This is a genomic window from Desemzia sp. AGC72, assembly GCF_057334175.1.
Genome location: NZ_JBHFIG010000021.1, coordinates 18,875 through 42,704, shown reverse-complemented (window position 1 = coordinate 42,704; position 23,830 = coordinate 18,875). Strand labels below are relative to the sequence as shown.

Below are 23,830 nucleotides of genomic sequence, written 5' to 3'. Positions count from 1 at the left end.
CGAAAAGCTGAGAATATCAATTTTCACTAAGCGTATTCTTCATTTCAGCTCCTGATCTATTTTATTTAAACAGATGGCTGGCGTATTAGTTTGCCTAATGTTTTTTATTGTATTCTTCTAAATTTTTGATCACATAAAAAGTGTCTCCTTGGTAATCGACATACCCATTTCCAACTCGTTGATTAGTTTCAGCGCCTTTGCCTACTACTGCTACGACAGTAGGCCCATCTATATGACTCATTGCCTTTTGAATAGCTTCTGCTCTATCTTCAACAATCTCATAAGACCCGTTTTCTGCTATAACAGCTTCAGCAACTTGCTTACATATCTCCAGAAGCGGTTCATCAGCGGGATCGTCCTCAGTAATATAAACTTTATCTGAAAATTTGCCAGCTACTTCGCCCATCTCTTTTCGTCGGTTGTAGGCTTTTCCTCCCGGACAGCCAAATACTGAAATCAGTTTATGGTGAGGGTATTCTTGTTTCAGAGAATCAAACAACACTTCAAAACTCAATCGATTGTGCGCATAGTCTACTATCCCGACCAAATTTTTATCTTGGCTGTTATACAACTCCATACGTCCTTTTGCACGTGCTTTTAACAATCCTGACTTGATGTACTCTATAGGAATACCTAATACATACATCGCAGAAATAGCGGCTAATGCGTTCTCCACATTAAACAACCCTGCAATTCCTAGAGAAATTTTTTCAATGTACGTCGGTGTGCGGACATCAAAAGTAATTTGATTATGCTCTTTTTGTACGTTAAACCCAAAAATATCTGCTTTTTCGTTTCGCTGACTGAATGTAATGACATTATTCGCTTGTCGTGAAGCTCTTTCAATCCTGTCAAAGTAATCAGTATCCAAGTTTAAACAAACTGTATCCGACTGTTTAAACAGCAATAATTTTGAATTTAGATAATCATCCATATCACTATGTTCTGCTGGGCTTAAATGATCTTCAGAAATATTTAAGAAAATACCGATTTTAAATGTCAATCCTTTTGTACGATCGTATTTCAATGCTTGACTAGAAACTTCCATTTCAAAAAATTCAACACCGGAATCTACAGCCGTTCTGAAATTTTGTTTTAATACCATCGCTTCAGGAGTTGTCATACGCGAAGGTGATTTCGTGACTCCATCGTAGTTCTCAACTGATGAAAAATATCCTGATGTTCTTTTTTTGTTAGCTACTAAATAATCATCTAGAATAGAACGCATAAAATTCGTCGTAGTTGTTTTTCCTTTTGTTCCTGTTACACCAATCAATGTCAATTGATCTTCTGGAAAGTCATAAAAAAGAGAACTTAACACCGCCATGGCTTCTCGTATCTCTCTTACTAAAATAACAGGCACATCTATGTCATATTCTACTTCACTGACATAAGCCAAAGCTCCATAAGACACAGCTTGTTTCAAATATTCTATTTTAAATGTAGCACCTTTACAGATAAACAGAGAAGGTTCGCTGACTTCTCGCGAATCGTATGTCATTTGTAAAACAGCACTATTAGCAATAACAGAATCTCGAGCAATCGTAGTTTTGACTAAAATATCCTTCTCAACTAATTGATCAATGTATTCTTGTACTTTTAAAGTTCTCATGTTTCCATATCTCCCTTTATTCAACTAATGGCTGATTTTGGTGCGCTGATCGTCTCTTTTCGTACCAAAACCTCATCAGCATCTCCTACCTATTCAATGTGTCAAAAAAAACTAGATAACCATCTCTCAGGATGATCAGACATTTCAAGTCTAACAAACTTCTTCTTATTATAACAAAATATTTTACTATTTACTTAAAAATTCGTTATTGAACGCAATTTTAGGAAAAGCCACTCTTTTCTATTAAAGTTTTGATACATGCTAAAATCCCCTTCGGACCAAAGAGCGAATGTCCGGGAGGGATTTCCGACTATTATAGACAAAATAAAACAACCGATGCAGAAATACCACCATTTCTGCATCGGTTGATTGCTTAATCTTGAAGTAGTTCAAATATTTCTATTGCTACAATATCAATATCATCAAATTGATAAACTTGACCAGTGGCTATTTCTTCTAGTTCGTAAACTCCAGATTTGCCATCATAATTGATCAGACAACGTTCAGCGCCTTCTTTTTCAAAGCGACGGACTTGTACTTCCCCATCTGACCCTTCTTGCATAGCTTCTAATCTTCGGATAATGGCAATTAATTGTGAAGACTTCATGTTTCGTGCCCCTTTCAAACTTGACTCAGTACTATTCTAACAGATTTTATAGTAAATAACACTATACTCACTTCTGTTTTACAAAAAAAATTCCGGCTCTTTTGTGCATTGCTATAATAAAAGCTTTTTTACTTTATTAGCCAGTACTTCTTTTTTTAAATTATGATAAAAAAATGATATCTCACAGCAAATAAGTTAGGAATAGCATGGCAAAAAAATGAGGATTCAGTTTTTGAAATTCTCATCCTAAAAACAAATAAACTTAGGTTGCAAGAATTAGAAAAGATATACCTGAATAAAAAAAGCCAGCAAGAAAATTCCTGCCGACTTTTTTTAGCAGATCAGCTTTCAGCTTTCCCACCATAGTTTAATCAATGCTTGTGTACCGTCATTTCCCTTACCTTTACCTTCTAATTCTTCATACATTTTTTCGGCCAGAGCTGTAGCAGGCAAACTCAAGTTCATTCTTTTAGCTTCATCTAGAGCTATTTTCAAATCTTTAACAAAGTGTTTCACGAAGAATCCCGGAGAATAATCTTCTTTTAAAATACGCGGAGCATAATTTGTCAATGACCAATTTTGAGCACTGCCGCCTCCAACTGTGTCTACTACTTTTTCGACATCTAATCCTGCTGCTTTTGCGTACACTAATAACTCTGTCATACCAGTCATTGTACCTGCTACCATTATCTGGTTAGCCATTTTAGTATGTTGTCCGCTGCCAGCTGGCCCTTGCAAATTTACCTTGCTGGAAAAAACATTAAAAATCGGTTCTATTTTTTTAAATACATCTTGATCTCCTCCTACCATAATAGTCAGAGTACCATTTTTAGCACCTAGATCTCCTCCAGAAACTGGAGCGTCCAAAATACCTAGACCTTTTTCTGATCCAGTTTTATAAAGTTTTTTAGCCAATGTCGGCGTACTAGTCGTCATGTCGATTAATATTTGGTCAGCTCCCGCTGTTTGAAAAATCCCGTTATCTCCATAATAAACTTCTTCTACATCGGAAGGGTAACCTACTATAGTAAATACTATATCTGTATTTTGCGTTGCTTCAGCAGGAGTATTTTTCCATTTCGCGCCTAATTCTATGATTTCAGCTGCTTTATTTTTTGTCCGATTATAAACTTGTACCTCATGACCGGCTTTCAACAAATGTTTAACAATAGATGTCCCCATAACACCTGTTCCAATAAACCCTATTCTTTTCTTCATCACTACCTATCTCCTCCCCTTATCCCTTATTATTAGTATAACACGGATTCAATATAACCCTTCTAAAAGCGCTGCAAGATTTTTACTGAAGATGGTTCTGCCGGCTGTAGAATTCAAGCCATATGCGAGCCAGACGTTTCTCCGAATAGGCAGCATTTCCTTCAACGGCTTTTTCTTTTATATTCTGATAAAAAACCTCGTCCTGTTTTAGTCGGTTGATGGTTTCTTTCATAGATGCTTTATCTGCAGCTGGGTGATAATAGCCTTTCAATACCGGCTGATATAATGGCAAATCACGCAACACAACAGGTGTGTGACAAGCTAAAGATTCCAAGATACACATTGGAAATAACTCTTCATAAGATGGCAATAAAAAAACATCAGCCAGATTATAATAATCTCGCATCTTATCCCGGTTTAAGATACCCGTAAACAACAAATTTTTAGGCGGGTGATCCATAATTTTTTTAAACTTTTCATAACCATCTGTTATTTTCCCAAACGAAAATCCTCCAGCCCAAATAAATTGAACGTCCGGCATTTCTTCAGCTAACTTAACAAAGTCGTATACACCTTTTCGCTCTTGGACTTGCCCGGCTCCAAATACTACAAATTGATCAGGTTTGATAGTCAACTTTTCTTTCAGCTGCTTTTTTTGTTCGTTAGAATAAACAAAAAAGTCTTTCTCTGCGACAAAATTAGGAATATATGTAATATCATTTTCTGCAATACCGTATTTTTTTAATTCGTCAATAAAAATAGGATTAACCACTACTAAATGGTCCATCCTCTTGTAGAAAGATATAACGTATTTATAAAATACTTCTTCTATGAATTTCGGTAGATGAATGCTTCCTTTTAATGTTGAAGGCAAGAAATGAACATACCCTATTCTTCTTCCAAACCGTTTTCTAAAAAAGGTGCTGATATAAAAATGCAGATCGATTGTATGATAATGGCTGATAGATGATTTTGAAAACTGATTGATAGAGAGCTCTATTGAATCCTTATGGTATGTTTTTAATAATTGCACCAATTCTAAATAAGCACTGCCAACTCCTTGACCTTTAACTTTATCAGCAGAAGAAAACATATTTATGTGAATCATGTATTTAACCTCTCCTTACTGATTTTCGATAATATTTTGGTTCAACGGGTTTCTCTTGATGATATGTCTGCATAGCTTCCTTGTAGTATTTCAACACTTCTTCGCCAAAAACAGTAGATGAAATCGATTGAAGCAACTTTTTCCGATCTATTGTATTATTTGCATTATTTTTTTGAGTGTCCTTATTTTTCAGGTAATCCAAGATTGTTTGACCTAATTCTTCATCCTGCCGATACGTTTTACCCAATTTACCGCTGTAAATCAGCATATCAGTATAAGGACTAGATTTCGCTACAATATTTGTTCCTGCAGCAATCGCTTCAATGTAAGTCAAACCTTGAGATTCAGATGTAGAAGCATTAACATATAAATCCGAAGCTTGGTAATAAGCATTTACTTCATCTACATGGACTTCTCCAGTAAAGCGAACAGAATTTGTAACATTTAATTCCTTACTTAATTGCTCCAACTCATCACGAATAGGCCCATCGCCAACTACAATTAATTTAGCGGTCGGGTATTCATTTAGCACAATAGGGAAAGCTTTTAATATGGCACCTATATTTTTTTCATGAGCTAAACGACTTAATGACAACAAGACTAACTCATCTTCGCCAATAGCTAATTCTTCTCGAATATTACGTATTGATGGAGCTCTTAGTTTTTCCAGATTGACTCCTGTAGGAATCACTCGAATATCTTGTTTCACACCGTAGAACAAAAGTTTATTTTTCGCTTTTTCGCTAGGAGCGATAACTCCAGCCGTTTGATTACAAAAATGCTTGGAAACTAACTTCACGTGCGAAGGGCGTAAAACTTTTCCTTTAGCCACATAATGCAAATAATCCTCATACATAGTGTGATACGTATGCACGCAAGGAATACCAAGTTGACGCGCTACATATTTTCCAGTTAAACCTAAACTAAATTCAGTATGTGTGTGGACTAAGTCAAGACCAAATTCTTTAGATTTTCTCAGTGCACTCAACATGCCACGAAAGGCCACTCGCCGATCTTTAAAAGAAAAGAATGGGATACTTGCAAATCGAACAATTCCCGGCTCATGTTTATCAGCTTTAGGATCTGTCGTTGTAAAAATAACTACTTCATGCCCATGAGCTTCCAATTCCTCTTTTAATGTTTGGATAGACGTAGCCACTCCGCTTACTTGGGGAAAATACGAATCAGTGAAAATTCCTATTCTCATTTTTATTTTCACTCCTTTAATAAGATTATACGGATTTTCAATAAAAAAAACAGTGCAAATGTGTTAAATATCTAGTTTACATTGTTTTTTTGATAGATTGCTCAATATAATCTTACCTTAACATAGTACGATAAAAAAATAATCCATCTTTAGCAGTAGATAAAGTTTCTTTATAAAAAAAACGTTTGTTTAGAAAAACCTAAACAAACGTTTTTAAATAATCATTTTATGGTTTTATTTTAGATATTTTTCAACTAAAGCAACAACTTCTTCAGCAGTATCACATTCATTGATTGCTTTATCTGCCAATTCAGCCATTTTCGTTGAATCTAACGTTTTCATTAAGCTGCGTGTTTTTAATACACTTGATGCACTCATTGAAAATTCGTCTAAACCAAGACCTAGCAACAACGGAACAGCCGTTTGGTCTCCAGCCATTTCTCCACACATACCTGCCCATTTGCCTTCTTTATGAGCTGAATCAATAACATTCTTGATCAAGCGTAAAATTGAAGGATTGTACGGTTGGTACAAGTAAGAAACGCGTTCATTCATACGGTCAGCAGCCATTGTATATTGAATCAAGTCATTTGTTCCGATACTAAAGAAATCTACTTCCTTAGCAAACTTGTCCGCAATTACAGCAGCAGCCGGAATTTCAATCATGATACCAACTTGGATAGAATCAGAAACTTCAACACCATCGTTGATCAAGTTAGCTTTTTCTTCCATTAAAATAGCTTTAGCTTCTCGGAATTCACCTAGAGTAGCGATCATAGGGAACATGATACGCAAGTTGCCATGAACTGAAGCACGTAATAGAGCACGCAATTGTGTTCTAAACATATCAGATTCATTTAAACTAATACGGATTGCACGATATCCTAAGAACGGGTTCATTTCATGAGGCAAATCCAAGTAAGGAAGTTCTTTATCGCCACCGATGTCCATTGTACGGACAACGACAGGTTTTTCTCCCATACTTTCTAATACTGTTTTGTATGCTGTATATTGATCATCTTCTGTTGGGAAATCTGAAGAGTCCATGTATAAGAATTCCGTGCGGTACAAACCAACTGCCTCAGCTCCATTGTTGTGAACTCCATCTAAATCTTTAGGAGTACCAATGTTTGCAGCTAATTCAATATGTTTCCCGTCGGCTGTTACAGTATCTTCTTCTTTAAGTTTTTCCCATTCAGCTTTTTGATTTTCAAACTCTTCAGCTTTTAGACTGTAAGTGTTGATTGTTTCAGCATCTGGTTTAATAAATACTTGACCCTCTAAACCGTCAACGATAATTTCGTCACCATCTACTACACGAGTTGTAATATCTTTCGATCCAACAATTGCCGGAATTTCAAGAGAACGCGCCATAATAGCAGAATGTGAAGTACGACCTCCAATATCTGTAACGAAAGCTTTAACGTATTTACGGTTTAATTGAGCAGTATCACTCGGTGTTAAGTCATGAGCAATCACAATAACCTCTTCATCAATAGTTGAAGGACTAGGCAGTTTCACACCTAATAAATGAGCTAGAACACGTTTACGAACATCTTTGATGTCAGCTGCACGTTCTTGCATGTATGGGTTGTCTTCCATGCCTTCAAAAATCGAAATAAATGTATTAGTAGCTTCTTGAAGCGCACTTTCTGCATTTACTTTGTTGTCTTTGATATTGCTTTCAACCGTTCCAATCAAATCAGGATCTGAAAGGACCATTAAATGTGCATCAAAAACTTGAGCTTCTTCTTCGCCTAAACTTTTTGCTGCATTCTCACGAATCAAACTAAGTTCTTCTTTAGCTTTCGCCAATGCATCAGTGATGCGTTGAATTTCACTATCTGAATCTTCAACTGATTTTTTGGTGAAAGTTAAATCAGGCTCGATAAGCATATAAGTTTTTGCAATAGCAATACCATCACTAGCTGCAATTCCTTTCAGTACGTCTACCATTATTCTGATAATCCTTCTTTCTTCATTGTTTCTGCGATTCCAGAAATTGCTTCAGCTTCGTCTGCTCCTTCAGCAGAAATCGTAACGTCTGCGCCTTGGCCAACACCTAAAGACATAACGCCCATAATAGATTTCAAGTTTACAGATTTACCTTTGTATTCAAGGTTGATATCTGAGTTGTATTTGCTTGCTGATTGTACTAATAATGTAGCTGGACGAGCATGGATTCCTGTTTCAGCTACGATATGAAATTCGCGTTTTTCCATAATTGGTTATTCCCCTTTATTTCAAATATTTTTTATTAGAGTCAGTTTCATCTATAATACTGTTAAACAGTAAAAGACATAGTTAAAAATAACCCTTTCAAAAATTAGATTACCATTTTTTCAATAATTTCACAACTCTTTTTACATTGTAAACGCTAAATCATAGATAAATTTAATCTATTCTCTACTTTTGCGTCTATAGACAACGTTTCCACCCAATCCAGCCTCACCTATAACGGTATTTTTTTTCGGATGCTGATTCCATACTTCTAAAAAAATCATAAACTCTTCTTTCTGGATATTGATTTCTTCCACTTCTCCATTGCTCAATGCAAAAATTTTTTGCTGTATTTCTTCTTTAGTCAATTTAACCACCTCTTTTTTCTCTTAAGTATAGTGTATCACTTTCATAAAACAGAAAATAGTTGTATCTTGTCTTTGTAAACAAAAACTATTTTTTGTGATAAATAACTAATTTTTTATAAGAAAAAAACTTGAAAGTCAGGAATGGTCAGTGTATAATAAATTCATAAAGGTCAGACAAAGTCAAATTTGCATCTGACTTATGAATCAATCTTTGAAAGGTTGTGTAAAATATGTTATGTCAAAATTGCCATCAAAATGAAGCTACTATTCATTTATATACAAGTATGAATGGTCAAAAAGGCCAATTAGACCTATGCCAAAATTGTTACCAAGAATTGAAAAATGCACAAGCTCGAGGAATGGGAAATAATCGTCCTCCTCAAAATCCTTTCGGATTTGGGAATCTGGATGATTTGTTCCGTTCTATGCAAGGCGGAGCAAGAGAATATCCCAACTCAGACGTCCCTCCTACTCAAACAGGGGGCGGCAGAGGCAACCAGCCTCCTACTAGAAGAAAATCCGGTTTGCTAGGAGAATATGGTACTAACCTGACTGACTTGGCAAAATCAGGAGCAATTGATCCAGTTATCGGCAGAGATCAAGAAATTGAGCGCGTATTAGAGATTTTGAACCGCCGTACAAAAAACAACCCTGTTTTGATTGGTGATCCAGGTGTTGGAAAAACTGCTGTTGTAGAAGGTTTAGCACAAAAAATCGTAGACGGCGACGTTCCTCAAAAATTGATGAACAAAGAAGTCATCCGCTTAGACGTTGCTTCTTTAGTACAAGGTACTGGTATTCGTGGTCAATTTGAAGAACGCATGCAACAATTAATGAATGAATTGAAACAAAATAATAACATTATCTTGTTTATTGATGAAATCCATGAAATCGTAGGTGCAGGTAGTGCAGACGGAAGTATGGATGCTGGAAACATTTTAAAACCTGCCTTAGCTCGAGGGGAACTTCAATTAGTTGGTGCTACTACGTTAAGAGAATACCGTTCAATTGAAAAAGACGGTGCACTAGAACGTCGTCTACAACCAGTACGTGTCGATGAACCTACTCTTGATGAAACCTTCAGTATTTTAAAAGGTATCCAAAAGAAATATGAAGAATACCACCAAGTGAAATATACAGACGAAGCTATACGCAGTGCAATCAACTTATCAGATCGTTATATCCAAGATCGGTTCTTGCCGGATAAAGCAATCGATTTATTAGATGAAGCTGGTTCTAAGAAGAACTTGACGATCCAAACGATCGATCCTCAAATCATAGAAGAGAAAATTGCTGAAGCTGCTCAAGAAAAACAAGCTGCTTTGCAAAATGAGGATTATGAAAAAGCTGCATTTTACCGAGATCAAGCTGCTAAATACGCAGCTATGCGAGATCAGCAACAACCTGATTCTGAAAAACCAGTCGTTACTGAGCAAGATATGATCAATATTATTGAATTAAAAACAAATATCCCTGTCGGAGATCTAAAAGAAAAAGAGCAAACACAATTGCGAAACTTAGATACCGACTTGAAAAAACATGTTATTGGACAAGATGCTGCTATTGAAAAAATTGCTAAAGCTATCCGCAGAAATCGTGTTGGTTTCAATAAAAAAGGCAGACCTATCGGTTCGTTTTTATTCATCGGACCAACTGGTGTCGGAAAAACGGAATTGGCTAAACAGCTGGCTTTTGAATTGTTCGGCAGCAAAGATTCGTATGTTCGCTTTGACATGAGCGAATATATGGAAAAACACAGTGTTTCTAAATTAATCGGTTCTCCTCCAGGTTATGTTGGTTATGAAGAAGCTGGTCAATTAACAGAAAAAGTCCGCCGCAACCCTTACAGCATTCTATTGTTAGATGAGATTGAAAAAGCTCACCCGGATGTATTGCACATGTTCTTGCAAATTCTTGACGATGGTCGTTTGACTGATGCGCAAGGAAGAACGGTTAGTTTTAAAGATACGATCATTATCATGACAAGTAATGTTGGACAAGGTGAAGTTGAAGCTAGTGTAGGATTTGCAGCTACTAACCAAGCAAACCGCAGTTCAGTCTTGAACCACTTGACAGATTACTTCAAACCAGAGTTTATCAACCGATTTGACGGTATCATCGAATTCAATACGTTGAGTAAAGAAAACTTGCTCCAAATTGTTGATTTAATGATCTTAGATGTAAACCGCATGCTTCAAGATCAGCGCATCACCTTAGATGTGGATCAGCAAGCGAAAGAAAAATTAGTAGATCTTGGATACAATCCTAAAATGGGCGCTCGTCCATTAAGAAGAGTTATTCAAGAGCAAATAGAAGACCGTGTAGCTGATTTCTATTTGGATCATCCAAATGCTAAAGACTTGATCTGTACGGTAGAACAAGACGAAATCACTATAAAGGAAAAAGAAATTGTTGAGATCAAAGAAGAAATCGAATCACCTTCTTCATCAGATACAACAGAATAATTTTTGATATAACCTCTCGTTATAGCTTTAACACCATGCCCTTTGGAGTAAGAATAAGAACTTCTTATCTTCAAAGGGGATTTTTTTCTTCTAAATAGTAAATAATATTTTGAAAAACAGTTTCGTGCAGTTTATAATAAAATCAAATAGTATAAAATTTAATAAGAATGAGGTGGACAACATGAAATTAATTGATGTAACCAATAGCCATTCTCTTTTAGTGAATAGTCAGTTGGAAAATACTGATGCCGTTTTTATAAAAGTCTTTTCATTAGGTCCTACCACAGTAATTTTCTCTGGTGCTCCTACACACGAGGATGTTATTCTTGAAAACAAGAAAAGAAATATAAAAAGCACTGAAATCCAGTATGCTATTGAACGTATTTTAGAAACTGATCCGAACAAAGTAGAAATCTTTGAAGCTCCGCACCTTGTAGAAATTTCTATTAAACGCTGATTTTATCAGCGGTATAAGTCCAACAGACAGAAACCCGCATTTATTTCAATTGTCTAAGTTCCCTGTCTCATTTTCACTCATAAAAAAACGACCACTGAATAATTCAGTGGTCGTTTTTTTATGAGTATTTTACATCAATGTTTTTAATTCAACATTCGGATATTTATCTGAGAACCAACGCATTGCAAATTCATTTTCAAATAAGAATAACGGGTTACCAAAACGATCCTTCGCTAGAATATTTCGACTAGACGACATATTCTCATCTAAATCATCGGCATCGATCCAACGAGCGATTTTGTGCCCCATTGGCGACATAATAATTTCTGAATTATATTCACCCAACATTCTGTGTTGGAACACTTCAAATTGCAACTGACCAACTGCTCCAATGATGTAATCTTCCGTATGGTATGTCTTATACAATTGGATGGCTCCTTCTTGTACCAATTGTTGAACACCTTTATGGAATGATTTTTGTTTCATAACGTTTTTAGCAGAAACTTTCATAAACAACTCAGGAGTAAATTGCGGCAAATCTTCAAATTCGATTTTTAAATTGTTTTCATAAATCGTATCTCCGATTTGGAAGTTCCCAGTATCATATAAACCAATAATATCCCCTGCAACAGCATGCTCTACTATCTCTCGTGTTTCAGCCATAAACTGAGTAGAATTAGATAATCTCATTTTTTTAGCTGTTCTCGCTAAAGTGACGTCCATTCCACGTTCAAATTTCCCAGAACAAACTCGTACAAAAGCGATTCGGTCTCTATGAGCTGGGTCCATATTAGCTTGAATTTTAAAGATAAATCCAGAAAATTTTTCTTCTGAAGGACTTACTTCTTCTTCATTTTTTGTTTCATGAGAAGCCGGACCTGGCGCAAATTCTAGATAAGTATCTAAGAACGTTTGTACACCAAAGTTGGTCAATGCAGAACCGAAAAATACAGGCGTCAATTCTCCAGCTTGGATTTTTTCTCTCGAAAATTCATTCCCAGCTTCACTCAATAACTGAGCGTCTTCAAGAGCTTGGTCGTATAAGCTGTATTGTTTTAAAGGATGATCTCCGATGATTTCTCCGTTTTCATCTAATGGCGCATACGCCTCTCCGTTTAACCCATTGATTTCAGGACGATGCACTTCCACTCGATTATTGTATAGATCATATAGCCCTAACAGACCTTTCCCCATACCGATCGGCCAATTCATGGGATATGCATCGATTTCCAATACTTCTTCCAGTTCATCAATCAAGTCTAAAGGCTCTCTTCCGTCACGATCTAATTTATTGATGAATGTAAAAATAGGAATACCTCTCATACGACAAACTTTAAATAATTTCTTCGTTTGCGGCTCGATCCCCTTGGCACTATCAATAACCATTACTGCACTATCCACCGCCATCAAAGTACGATACGTATCTTCAGAAAAGTCCTGATGTCCAGGAGTGTCTAAAATATTGATTCTTTTGTCGCTATAATCAAATTGCATCACTGAACTCGTTACTGAAATTCCACGTTGTTTTTCAATTTCCATCCAGTCCGATTTAGCAAATTTTCCAGACTTTTTCCCTTTTACCGTACCGGCTTGACGAATTGCGCCACCAAAAAGGAGCAACTGTTCAGTGATCGTCGTTTTCCCAGCATCCGGGTGAGAAATAATCGCAAAAGTTCTACGAGATGCCACTTCTTCTTTTAATGTTTGTTTCATATTCAAATCCCTCTTTTAAATTTCTTTTGTTTTTTTATATAAGCAGAACCTCTTAATTCAATTGCTACTAAGAATCTTTTCTGCAATAATCAAGCTTTACTTATCTACAACTAATTAATTATAACATAATTTAAAAATGAGAGCGAGATAAATCTGTATCACAGAACTGTTTCAAAACTATATGCAATACAACAGAAAAACGACTGGAGTGAGACTCCAGTCGTTTTTCGTACTTTTAAATTCAATGTTAAGCAGTTACTTCTGTACCTTTTGCTATTTTTCTTTCTTGTTCTACTGCTGCTTGAGCAAGCAAGTTCAAGTAGTTCCAAGGACGATCAAATACTGGTTGGAAGAAGAAATCAACATATGCTAGATCTTCGATAGTCATTTTATTTTGTACAGCTAATGACAATGTATTAGCTGATTGAGTAACGTCGTATTTAGACATTACTTGTCCACCAACGATACGGTTTGTTCCTACTTCGTAAACTAATTTCATCAATACTTTTTCATTAGTCGGCATAAATTCTGGACGGTAGTAGTCTTCAACTACAACTGAACGAACATCTAATCCGAAATGAGAAGCACTGTTTACGTTTACTCCTGTAGAACCGATGTTGAAACCGAACAAGTACAATCCAGAAGTAGATTGAGTTCCACGGTATTTAACACTTGGTTCAACAATGTTTTTACCAACTAAAGTTCCCATACGCACAGCATTTGTTGCTAATGGAATGTATGCAGATCCACCATTTGGATTGTAATGAACTGCACAACTGTCTCCAGCTGCATAAATATCTTTGTCGCTTGTTCTCATGTATTCATCAACAAGAATAGCCCCGTTTGGCAACATGTCTACTTTGTCTTTCAACAATTCGTTGTTTGGACGGAAACCAACACACATGATAACCATTTCAGTTTCAAATGAATTTTCAGAAGTGACAACTTTAGTTACTTCACCATTTTCATTCGCCTCGAAGCCATTTACAGTTTGGTTTAACGCTAATTTGATTCCACGTTCTTGCAAGTCGTTTTCTAAGATATCTGTGAATTCTGGATCTAGGTATTTGTTTAAAATACGGTCTAATCCATCAATCAACGTAACATCTTTTCCAGCTTCTGCAAAAGCTTCTACTAATTCAATACCAATGTAACCTCCACCAACGATGACAACTTTTTGTTTGTCTTTTGCTTGGCGAATGATTTCATTTGCTTGGTTGTAGTTTTTACATAATAAAATGTTTTTAGATTCAATTCCAGAAATAGGAGGAACAATTGGCCAAGAACCAGTTGTATTCACTAATTTATCGTATGATTCTTCAAAAACTTCACCAGTTTGCATATTTTCTACAGTAACTTTTTTAGCAACAGTATCAATATTTGTAACGTTATGTTCCATGTGAACAGTTGCGCCCATTTCAGTTAATTCTTCAGGATTTGAATAGAATAAACCTGCTGGATCTTTCACAACGCCACCAACATACAATGCGATTCCGCATGATAAGAATGACACATTGTCATTTCGTTCAAAAACAGTTACTTCAGTATTTGGATGCTCATTAAGAATAGTTTTTACTGCTGATGTTCCAGCATGCGTACATCCTACAACGACTACTTTCACTATGAATCCTCCTATTAGATCACTTATACGGATCATTTCTAACGGTATTTTTTATGTTAAGAACTCCTAGTGTTCTTAACCACAGCTAATAGAATACTACACTCTTCACAAACTTGTCAATGCTTTTAGTCGGAAGTTCGTGTATTTTTTTTCAAATTTGCGTACCTAAACTCTTTTCTCAATTTATACATATTGTGCAAGTAAATGATAATGGTTTTTGTTACCGCATATGTCGGAACTGCCATGATCATTCCTAACACTCCTGATAAGTTTCCTGCAACCAAGAGGATAATGATGATCGTTAACGGATGAATGTCTAACGATTTACCAATAATGTTCGGCGAAATCAGATTGCTTTCAATTTGTTGAATGACTAATACGACCAAAGCTACTTTTAATGCTTGTACTGGAGAAATCGTTAAAGCTAAAATGACAGCCGGTGCAGCTCCAATAAATGGTCCTAAATATGGAATGATATTGGTTACTCCAGCAATCAAGCCAAATAACAAAGCATACGGTAATCCAATAAGCATATATCCCAGATAAGTGAAAATCCCAATAAATAAACAAACTAAAGCTTGCCCACTTATATATGAAGAAATCGTTTGATTCATTTGACCTAGTAAGCCGATCATTTCTGTTCGATATTCTGCCGGCAAGAAACGTGAGATCGCTTGAGGTAATTTTTCACCATCCCGAAACATATAAAAAAGAATAATCGGGACAGTTACGACAAAAATCGCTGTATTGGCAATTATACCTACTAAAGAACTTAAACTAGAAGTAACATTAGTGATTAGAAAATCCGAAACACTTTTTATACTTAGTCCAAAAGAATCAATCAATTCATCTACATTGATTTCTTGGAACCATTCCTGCTCTTCCCATTTTGTCAATTGTGTTTCAAGGTCAGCAACGACTTTAGGCAGATTCTCTAATAATTGCGCTACTTGTGTGATAATAGCTGGTATCAATGTCAGAATTAAAATTATCACAACACTGATAAAAGCCAATATGATGATTGGAGCAGCAATTTTTCTTTTGATATTAATTTTTTCCAATAAAGAAGTTATAGGATTTAATAAGTAATACAAAAATCCCGCTGTCAAAATTGGTAAAAATAATGTAGCGATAAACGTTGTTACGGGATAAAAAACAAAATTGATCTGGGTCATGATATAAAAGATGGTCACGATGACTAACAACCAAACAGACCAAAACATTAACTGGGAGTCCTTAAATTTATTCATTTAATTTCTTTCCTCTTTCTTAAAAAATAATGGTTGATCTACATATTGATGACATAAAAATTTCATTAGTCGATAACAGATAACAAATACTTTTCTACCAGGTTCTCAGTAGCTTCGATCGAATCATTGTGTGTTCTTTCATAAGCATGACTGGCATCGATTCCAGCTCCAATCAATCCATGACGAACATCTGCGCCGGCTTTCATCGCTGCTGAAGCATCGCTGCCGTAAAAAGGGTAAATATCCAATTGATAAGGGATCTGATGTTTTTCGCACAGTTGAGTCAGTTTTCTTCTAAATTGATAGTGATAAGGTCCACTGGCATCTTTTACACAGATCGAAACAGAATATTCATCTGTTTGTTGGTCATCTCCCATAGCTCCCATGTCTACCGCTAAATATTCAACAACTTTATCTGAAATATTGGAATTTCCGCCATAACCGATCTCTTCATTATTCGAAATAAAGAAGTGTGTAGTATGAGGAAGAGTGATCTTTTTCTTAGCCAATTTTGATAGAAACTGCAGCAAAATAGCAACACTCACTTTATCATCCAAATGACGTGATTTTATAAATCCTGATTCCGTAATTTCCGTACGCGGATCAAAACTGATAAAATCTCCTACAGAAATCCCTAATGCTTTAGTTTCCTCTGCTGTTTTGACCTTTTCATCAATTCTCACTTCTATATTGTCTTGATTTCTTTCAGCTTCTCCAGCATCTTTATAGACATGTACACTGGTTTGATGCATAAGTATGGTTCCTTTGTAGGTCTCGCCGTTTGTAGTAGTATGGATCGTGCAATATTCTCCTTCTATTGCATTAAAGCGGAATCCGCCAATTAAATCGATTTTCAATCTTCCATCCGGTTTGATTGCACGTACCATTGCTCCTAATGTATCAACGTGGGCTGTAATGAACCGCTCTTGTTCTTTGTTTGTTCCTTCCACCGTTATCATTAAACTTCCTTTACGGTTAACGACAGGCTTGTATCCTTCTTTTTCCATCATTTTTTTGATTACGGAGATGATCTCGTAAGTATTTCCTGTAGGAGAAGCTATATTCGTTAACTGTTTCACTTTGTCAATCGTTTGTTCAGACATCAATTTTGCTCCATTCTATTCAATTTTTATTATTTTCAGTATAAGCTAAAGTGTCAGAGAAAGAAAGAAGGTATGAACGTAGTCTAAGAACAATGAGTTAATCTTCCGCCTATTTGACTCTTCCAGCAAATCTTAGTTTGTTTCTTTTTTATCAAACGGTTTAAAAGTCAATTCTTGCTTTTCATTTATCATCAAAGCTGCTGAAAAAATCTGCCCATTCTTCTTTTTAAATCCTTTTAAAATTTGAGTCTCTCCTTGTTCCAATATTTTTTTTACAGTAGCAGAAGAGAGCGATTTTCCAATGAATTTCTTAGGGATCAAAAACGTACAGCCTTTACTATATCCAGTGCATCCGTAAATTTTCCCTTTATCGATAATTGTTTCTCCACATTTCGGACAAACACCTATAACCGAATTATCTGATTTTACAGCTGTCATTTTATCAGACCAATCATGAGTATTCAACGTTTGAACAGCTGCAGTCAGTGTATGTTGAATAAACTGTTCAATATTTGTCAAGAAAGCTTTTTGGGTACCTTCTTCACTTTTGATTTTCTTTAAATAGGTTTCCCATTTCGCTGTCATTTCCGGGCTGCTTAACAACGTGTCCTCCACTGCCTCGCATAGTATTTCGCCTTTTTGAGTAACGGTAACAGTATTCTTTTTGACTTCGATATATTGTTGATGCTTCAGTGTTTCTAAAACATTCGCCCTGGTCGCTTCTGTACCGATACCTTCAGTTTCTTTTAAAATTTCTTTTTCTTCTTCATTTTCTAATTCTTTCCCGCACGTTTTCATAGCTGTGATCAATGTTCCTTCTGTATAGAACTTAGGAGGGGTAGTCATTCCTTTTGATGTTTTCAGCTCAGTTTCCACTATCTCATTTTTTTTTAACGGTGGAAGTTCCAACTGTTCATCTCCAACTTTTTTTTTAGAAGAAGAATATTCCAATCTTCTCCATCCCTCTTCTAAATTTACTTTTCCTTTACTCAAGAAATCAAGCCCTTTGATGTCTACCGTGACTTTAGTTTCATCATATACATAATTCGTTTCGAACATGGCTAGCGTTCGTTTCAAAACGGTATAATAAATTTGTTTTTGTATAGAAGATAACTTATCCAATTGCTTTTGCGTAGGTGTTTTCTTAGTTGGGATAATGGCATAGTGTTCTTGGACTTTTGAATCATCTACGTAACGTTTTCTTTTACTAATATTCGGCTGTTCTATTTTGTAGCTCAATAATTGCTCGTAGTCTGTTCTTTTTTCCAGCAAATAACTGAACTCTGATCCAGTGATGTGTCTGCAATCACTTCTGGGATAACTTAATAATTTGGCTTCATACAATGACTGGACATGTTTCAATGTATCAGAAGGACTGATTTTGTATTTTTTGTTGATCAAACTTTGCAAGTCGCTCAGTGAGAACAACAATGGTGAGGGTTGAGAAACTCTTTTTGTCTCTACAGCAGATATTCTCCCCGGATTGACGGCAGCCAAGTCATATTTTTGAATCATATCCAGCAAATCTTTTTTTGTTTGGAATTTTTTATTGTATTTCGCTTTAAATCCACCTTTTTCCGCTGTAACTTCTGCATGCAATTCAAAAAATGGTTGCGGAACAAATTTTTCGATTTCTTTTTGCCGCTGATAAATCATGTACAATGTTGGCGTTTGTACACGACCAACGCTGAAAACTCCTTCATTGATGCCTTTTGCTTGTAAAGACAACGTATAAAACCGAGATAAGTTGATTCCTACCAGCCAATCACTCACTTGTCTAGTCTGCGCTTCAATATAAGAAGAATAAAACTCTTTGCCATCTCTCAATCGAGCAAACCCTTTTTGAATTTCATCCGTCTCCAACGAATTGATCCATAAACGCTTAATGATTTTATTTTCAGCTCTCGCTTGGTGAATGATAGAACGGGCAATATTCTCTCCTTCTCTATCGCTGTCCGTAGCAATAATGATTTCATCTGCTTCTTTTAATAAGTTTTTTACAATCGTAAATTGCTTAGCTTTACCGTATCCTACTTTAAAGCGAAACTGTTCTGGAATGATGGGCAATTGCTTCATACTCCATTTTTTCCATTCTTTTTTATATGTCTCAGGCGGTGCTAATTCAATTAAATGACCATACCCCCAAGTGATGACAAAGTCATTTGATGAAGACAAGGTGATATAACCGTCTTTTTTAGTATACTTTCCAAATGATTCAGCATACGCTTGTGCTTGGGAAGGTTTTTCTGCTAAAACTACTTTTTTCATGTTTCTCACTACCTTCAATTAGATGTTTTAATATGTTTTATAATTTCATTCTAAGTTTGATTAGTTGTTTCAACATACACCTTTAAAAGTTCAGCTAATTATATAATACTTTATTCATTGCCGTTTTTTTGATAAAAAATTGATTATTTTTATCCATGATGCAAAAATGATTCAAATAGAAAAAAACTTATTTTGAAATTGTCCTTTCATCTTCCTTATGTTACTCTAATTATCAAATAGAAAGAAGTGAGGCTGGATAAATGAACTTTGAATGGACAACAGATATTGATTCTCCTATCTATAAAGACTCTCTAGCTCTACGAAAAAAAGTTTTTGTAGAAGAACAAAAAGTACCGATGGAATTGGAAGTAGATGAGCTGGAAAGTCAAACGACCCATGTTGTTGGATACAACCATCAACAAGCTATTGCTACTGCTCGTATTTACGAAAAAACACCTCATACTTATAAGATTCAGCGCGTAGCTGTAGATTATGGACTGCGCGGCCAAAAAGTAGGGATGCAGCTCATGCAAGAAGTTGAACGATATGTTATTTCCCTTAGCGGAAACGCCATGATTCTAGAAGCTCAAGATTATGCTATCCCCTTCTATGAAAAGTTAGGGTTTACCATCACTGACCCAAATGGATTTATGGATGCAGGAATTCCTCATCACGCAATGGCAAAACAATTATAATTTGATCTTTATTCAATAAAGCAAAAGGAAGCTGAGACAGTCTCAGCTTCCTTTTACTTTATTTCTTACCAAAAAGTATGGTTTTATAAAACCGTTAAAAAGTATGCAGCAATATTAAAGTAAATAAATACACTGGTCAAATCGCTTAAAGTAGTAATGAACGGTCCGCTGGCCACTGCTGGGTCAAAACCTAACTTATCCATCAGAACTGGGATAAAACTTCCAGCTAAATTGGCTATGGTTATGGCAAACAACATAGCTATACCAATAACTAATCCTAAAATCATATTCGATTGCCAGATCCCTACAAGCAAGAAAACCGTTATCCCCGTCACTAAGCCTGTAATCAGCCCTGACGACAACTCTGACACGATCATTCGACCAATCGTTCTGGTTTTATCTTCTTTTTCAGCTAATCTCCGAATAGCTACCGCCAGCGATTGTGTTCCAGCATTCCCAGCAGTTCCTGTAATCAGAGAAATAAAGACGGCCAATATACTGACTTCACTGACCATATTTTCATAATTGCTGATCAATGTTGAAGTTCCCATACCAAGGAACAACAATGTTACTAACCAAGGAAGTCTCTTAGAAGCCACCACAAAAGGATTTTCTGATCTTTCATCTACATCGACCCCGGCCAAACCAGAATAGTCGCTCCTTGCTTCTTCATCAATAACATCGATAATATCATCTACCGTAATAATACCAACTAAACGATCTACTAAGTCGATAACAGGAACAGCTAACAGGTCATAGTCACGAATAGTATGGGCGACTTCTTCTTGATCATCAGTCACTTGGACTGAAATCAATCTTGTTCCCATAACGTTTTCTACCAACTCATCATCTTTTCTGGTGATCAGATCTCTTAATGATAAAACGCCCACAAGTTGTCTTTTCGAATTCACTACATATAAATAGTAAATCGTCTCTGCATCTTCAGACTGTTTTTTCACTTCTAGTAAAGCTTCTTTGATCGTCAATCCCGCTGCAATAGAAACAAATTCAGTCGTCATGATCGATCCAGCTGTATTATCTTCATACACTAATAAATCACTAATTTCTTCCGCTTCATCAAGAGGCATCAGATCCAAGTATTCTTTTTGCTGTTCTTGCTCTAACTGATTTAAAATATCTACGGCATTATCTGTATACATCTCACTTAACATATCTGCTGCATATTGAATGTTCATCTCTTGCAGATAATCTTCAATGAATTCTTCATCTTCTTCAATCGTATCAAATAAGTCAGCCATTTCCTCAGGTGAAAGAAAAGCATAGATTTTTTTTCTTTCCTCATTAGCTAATGACAAATAGAATTGTCCTTGATCATAAGTATGTAGCGAAAGAAAGTATCTTCTGAAATTATTGATATCCCCAGCTAATAAATATTCTCTTAAAAATTGCAATTTGTCTTCGATTTTTTCTGAGTTATCGTTCACTAAAATTCTTCCTTTCTACTAGGTAAAGCATGTTTATTGTTGTTGTTTCCAATTTTGAAAATCCTGAGGATAATCAGCGGTGATCGTTACTCTTTCCTTTAAAAATGGATGATAAAATATCAGCTCACGGCAATGTAGCGCTTGTCGTTTGATCCATGGATTCACTTTTCCACCGTAAAGGGTATCGCTGATCAAGGGAAGCCCCATCCAACTGAAATGAACCCTTATTTGATGAGTTCTGCCTGTATGCAATTGAATATCCACCAACGAACTGTCCGAATATTCTTTTTTCACCCAGTATTCCGTTAGCGCAGCTTTCCCGCTTTCATGTACTCGTCTGGTGATGATTGAATCACTTGTGCGAGCAATAGGAGCATCAATGTAACCGTGTGTTTGTTTTAACCGACCAGATACAACTGCTGTATATTTTTTTGTAACTTCTTTATCTCTTAATGCTTGATCGATCAACGCATGAGCATAACGATGTTTAGCAAAGAACATCAAGCCGGATGTATCTCTGTCTAATCTGGTCACTATATGGATAACTTTATTTGAATATTGTTTTCGAATAAAGTAACCTTTTACTCGATTAGCCATCGTATCTTTTGGATGTACATTTGAAGGTATAGAAGCTACTCCAGCCGGCTTATTGACGATCAAAAAATGGTCGTCTTCAAAGACGATATCAATCGGTAAAGCCGAAGGAAGGATATTAGGTGTTCCTTCATCGTCTGGGACCGTAACTTTTACTATATCATTTTTGCTTAATTTATACACTGCATTTACCTCATGGCCGTTCACTTCTATTTTTCCGCCTTGAAATTTTACTTGTGCTAACAAGCCTCTAGAAATTCCTTGATCCTTTAAAAAAGATTTCACTTGTATCAATTGTTCATTTTCATATTGCCATTTAAAGATCATTCTGTTTATTCGCTCCTATAAAACCCGATTCGACACGATTCCAGAAATGGGTATGACGGTATCGAGCAAAATGGATTCGTTCTTTCGCAACACGATAAGATAATTCTACAATATTTTTTTCTGAGGACGTCAAATGATCGATTGTTAAGACAAATCCTTCAGATGTTACTGGTCTCAATGTCAGCCATTCATCGGTAGGAATGATCATTGGAGAACTTAATGTACGAAATACTCGATTATTGATCGACGCTATTTCTGCAATTTGAAGTGCATTGATTCGTGGATGGATCACAGCTCCCCCTACAGATTTATTGTATCCTGTAGAGCCTGTTGGCGTTGAAATACACATTCCATCACCTCTGAACCGTTCAAAAAGCTCATCTTTAATGTACACATCACACACCATCGTTCCATCCAGTCGTTTGATCGTAGACTCATTTAGTGCAAGAAAATGTGCAGGTTCTTTTCTCCCTTGATAAATCGCGGAAACATCTAATAGAGGATAACTGACACTCTCTCCTTTATCTCTTACTAAACTTTGAACTAAATCATCAATCTCATAGTCTCGCCAATCGGTATAAAAACCTAAATGACCTGTGTGAACCCCCACAAAGCGCACTTGATTCAATAAATGGGCATATCGATGAAAAGCAGACAGCAACGTCCCGTCTCCGCCCACTGTAACGACCACATCTGGATTCTTATTGTCTAAAGTCAATCCAGCTTGAAGTGCTGTTTCTCGAAATTGCTTTACCAATGCAACTGATTTATTACTATCATTGCTCACTATTCCTACTCTCACAGTTGCCCTCCTCCTGACTTAGCCATTTTGCTTTATGTTTTATTTTTTAACGAATCTCTTCTCTAATCTGAGACATTTCTTCATCTAATCTGAACGCTGCTTCTGCTGCTCTTTCAAGGCGGGTTCTCAAATCTTCCGGCAAATCATCTTGGTATTTGTAATTCAATGAATGCTCTATCGTTGCCCAAAAGTTCATAGCCAGTGTTCTGATTTGTATTTCTACTAATACATTCTTCTCTCCATCTATCAGTTGTACCGGGTATTCTACAATAATGTGATACGAGCGATACCCGCTATCTTTTTTATGAGAGATGTAATCTTTTTCTTCAACGATCTTCATGTCATTTCGTTTCTTGATCAATGCCACTACGTCCCTTATGTCATCCACAAATTGACACATGATACGCATCCCGGCAATATCTTGCATTTCATATTCTAGACTTTCATAAGAGATATCACGCAACTTCATTTTCCCTAAAACGCTCTCTATGGGTTTTACTCGACCTGTGACGAACTCAATGGGGTTGTGTATATTTTCTGTGTGATATTGTCTTCGTATTCCTCTTAATTTCACTTTCAACTCTTCTACGGCTTGTGAATAAGGCGATAAAAATTCTGACCAGTTTTCAATCATAGCTGCAACCTTCTTTACCTATTTCTTATCGATTTGCTTTCTAATTCTCAATAGTACTAGTTTAACACATTTTAAAACAAAGAAGAAACTTCAAGTCAGTCCCAATTATGGTAAAA

At 36.1% G+C, this 23,830-nt stretch carries 20 protein-coding genes; 3 read left to right on the top strand and 17 right to left on the bottom strand.

Annotated features, from left to right (window positions below; genetic code table 11):
* Positions 1–94: 94 nt before the first annotated feature.
* From ACE025_RS09105 to ACE025_RS09070, 8 genes are all read right to left on the bottom strand, one after another.
* Positions 95–1,612, bottom strand: coding sequence for a Mur ligase family protein (locus ACE025_RS09105; protein WP_485939376.1), 1,518 nt, complete (start codon positions 1,610–1,612; stop codon positions 95–97).
* 373 nt (positions 1,613–1,985) lie between these two features.
* Positions 1,986–2,219, bottom strand: coding sequence for a YkuJ family protein (locus tag ACE025_RS09100; RefSeq protein WP_485939375.1), 234 nt, complete (start codon positions 2,217–2,219; stop codon positions 1,986–1,988).
* A gap of 348 nt (positions 2,220–2,567) precedes the next feature.
* The gene (locus tag ACE025_RS09095) at positions 2,568–3,437 is read right to left on the bottom strand and encodes an NAD(P)-dependent oxidoreductase (RefSeq protein WP_485939374.1); all 870 of its coding nucleotides are present in this window, start codon (positions 3,435–3,437) and stop codon (positions 2,568–2,570) included.
* 82 nt (positions 3,438–3,519) lie between these two features.
* Positions 3,520–4,545, bottom strand: coding sequence for a glycosyltransferase family 4 protein (locus tag ACE025_RS09090; RefSeq protein WP_485939373.1), 1,026 nt, complete (start codon positions 4,543–4,545; stop codon positions 3,520–3,522).
* Between the two features lie 4 nt (positions 4,546–4,549).
* The gene (locus ACE025_RS09085) at positions 4,550–5,752 is read right to left on the bottom strand and encodes a glycosyltransferase family 4 protein (protein WP_485939372.1); all 1,203 of its coding nucleotides are present in this window, start codon (positions 5,750–5,752) and stop codon (positions 4,550–4,552) included.
* Between the two features lie 234 nt (positions 5,753–5,986).
* Positions 5,987–7,708 (bottom strand): phosphoenolpyruvate--protein phosphotransferase, encoded by a 1,722-nt coding sequence (gene ptsP, locus ACE025_RS09080; protein WP_485939371.1) that lies wholly within the window; start codon positions 7,706–7,708, stop codon positions 5,987–5,989.
* Positions 7,708–7,974 carry a phosphocarrier protein HPr gene (locus ACE025_RS09075; protein ID WP_092479707.1) on the bottom strand — a complete coding sequence of 89 codons (267 nt, stop codon included), beginning with the start codon at positions 7,972–7,974 and terminating at the stop codon, positions 7,708–7,710. Before ACE025_RS09075 ends, ptsP begins: the two co-directional genes overlap by 1 nt.
* A gap of 177 nt (positions 7,975–8,151) precedes the next feature.
* Complete coding sequence (locus ACE025_RS09070) at positions 8,152–8,340, bottom strand: hypothetical protein (RefSeq protein WP_485939370.1); 189 nt, start codon at positions 8,338–8,340, stop codon at positions 8,152–8,154.
* 230 nt (positions 8,341–8,570) lie between these two features.
* Between ACE025_RS09070 and ACE025_RS09065 the strand changes: the two genes are divergently transcribed.
* Both ACE025_RS09065 and ACE025_RS09060 read left to right on the top strand, forming a co-directional pair.
* The gene (locus ACE025_RS09065; RefSeq protein WP_485939369.1) at positions 8,571–10,805 is read left to right on the top strand and encodes an ATP-dependent Clp protease ATP-binding subunit; all 2,235 of its coding nucleotides are present in this window, start codon (positions 8,571–8,573) and stop codon (positions 10,803–10,805) included.
* 181 nt (positions 10,806–10,986) lie between these two features.
* Positions 10,987–11,262, top strand: coding sequence for a DUF1827 family protein (locus ACE025_RS09060; RefSeq protein WP_485939368.1), 276 nt, complete (start codon positions 10,987–10,989; stop codon positions 11,260–11,262).
* Positions 11,263–11,391: 129 nt separating this feature from the next.
* On the opposite strand, the gene ACE025_RS09055 is transcribed toward ACE025_RS09060, so the two are convergent.
* The 5 genes from ACE025_RS09055 to ACE025_RS09035 form a co-directional block, all read right to left on the bottom strand.
* On the bottom strand, positions 11,392–12,975 hold the full coding sequence (locus ACE025_RS09055) for a peptide chain release factor 3 (RefSeq protein WP_485939367.1): 1,584 nt from the start codon (positions 12,973–12,975) through the stop codon (positions 11,392–11,394).
* 247 nt (positions 12,976–13,222) lie between these two features.
* Positions 13,223–14,596 carry an FAD-dependent oxidoreductase gene (locus ACE025_RS09050; protein WP_485939366.1) on the bottom strand — a complete coding sequence of 458 codons (1,374 nt, stop codon included), beginning with the start codon at positions 14,594–14,596 and terminating at the stop codon, positions 13,223–13,225.
* A 125-nt stretch (positions 14,597–14,721) separates the two neighbouring features.
* Positions 14,722–15,846 carry an AI-2E family transporter gene (locus ACE025_RS09045; protein ID WP_485939365.1) on the bottom strand — a complete coding sequence of 375 codons (1,125 nt, stop codon included), beginning with the start codon at positions 15,844–15,846 and terminating at the stop codon, positions 14,722–14,724.
* Positions 15,847–15,911: 65 nt separating this feature from the next.
* Positions 15,912–16,949 (bottom strand): M42 family metallopeptidase, encoded by a 1,038-nt coding sequence (locus ACE025_RS09040; RefSeq protein ID WP_485939364.1) that lies wholly within the window; start codon positions 16,947–16,949, stop codon positions 15,912–15,914.
* 132 nt (positions 16,950–17,081) lie between these two features.
* The gene (locus tag ACE025_RS09035) at positions 17,082–19,217 is read right to left on the bottom strand and encodes a type IA DNA topoisomerase (RefSeq protein WP_485939363.1); all 2,136 of its coding nucleotides are present in this window, start codon (positions 19,215–19,217) and stop codon (positions 17,082–17,084) included.
* Between the two features lie 260 nt (positions 19,218–19,477).
* Between ACE025_RS09035 and ACE025_RS09030 the strand changes: the two genes are divergently transcribed.
* On the top strand, positions 19,478–19,912 hold the full coding sequence (locus ACE025_RS09030; RefSeq protein ID WP_485939362.1) for a GNAT family N-acetyltransferase: 435 nt from the start codon (positions 19,478–19,480) through the stop codon (positions 19,910–19,912).
* An 83-nt stretch (positions 19,913–19,995) separates the two neighbouring features.
* On the opposite strand, the gene mgtE is transcribed toward ACE025_RS09030, so the two are convergent.
* From mgtE to yjbM, 4 genes are read right to left on the bottom strand one after another with little or no spacing between them, the layout of a single operon-like run.
* Positions 19,996–21,357: a magnesium transporter gene (gene mgtE, locus ACE025_RS09025; protein ID WP_485939361.1), complete on the bottom strand. Its 1,362-nt coding sequence runs from the start codon at positions 21,355–21,357 to the stop codon at positions 19,996–19,998.
* A gap of 33 nt (positions 21,358–21,390) precedes the next feature.
* Entirely contained in the window at positions 21,391–22,278 is an 888-nt protein-coding gene (locus tag ACE025_RS09020; protein ID WP_485939360.1) for an RluA family pseudouridine synthase, read from the bottom strand.
* Positions 22,268–23,080: an NAD kinase gene (locus tag ACE025_RS09015; RefSeq protein ID WP_485939359.1), complete on the bottom strand. Its 813-nt coding sequence runs from the start codon at positions 23,078–23,080 to the stop codon at positions 22,268–22,270. The genes ACE025_RS09020 and ACE025_RS09015 overlap by 11 nt, the downstream gene beginning before the upstream one ends.
* Positions 23,081–23,126: 46 nt before the next feature.
* Positions 23,127–23,714, bottom strand: a complete 588-nt coding sequence (gene yjbM / locus ACE025_RS09010; RefSeq protein ID WP_485939358.1) for a GTP diphosphokinase — start codon at positions 23,712–23,714, stop codon at positions 23,127–23,129.
* Positions 23,715–23,830 lie beyond the last annotated feature (116 nt).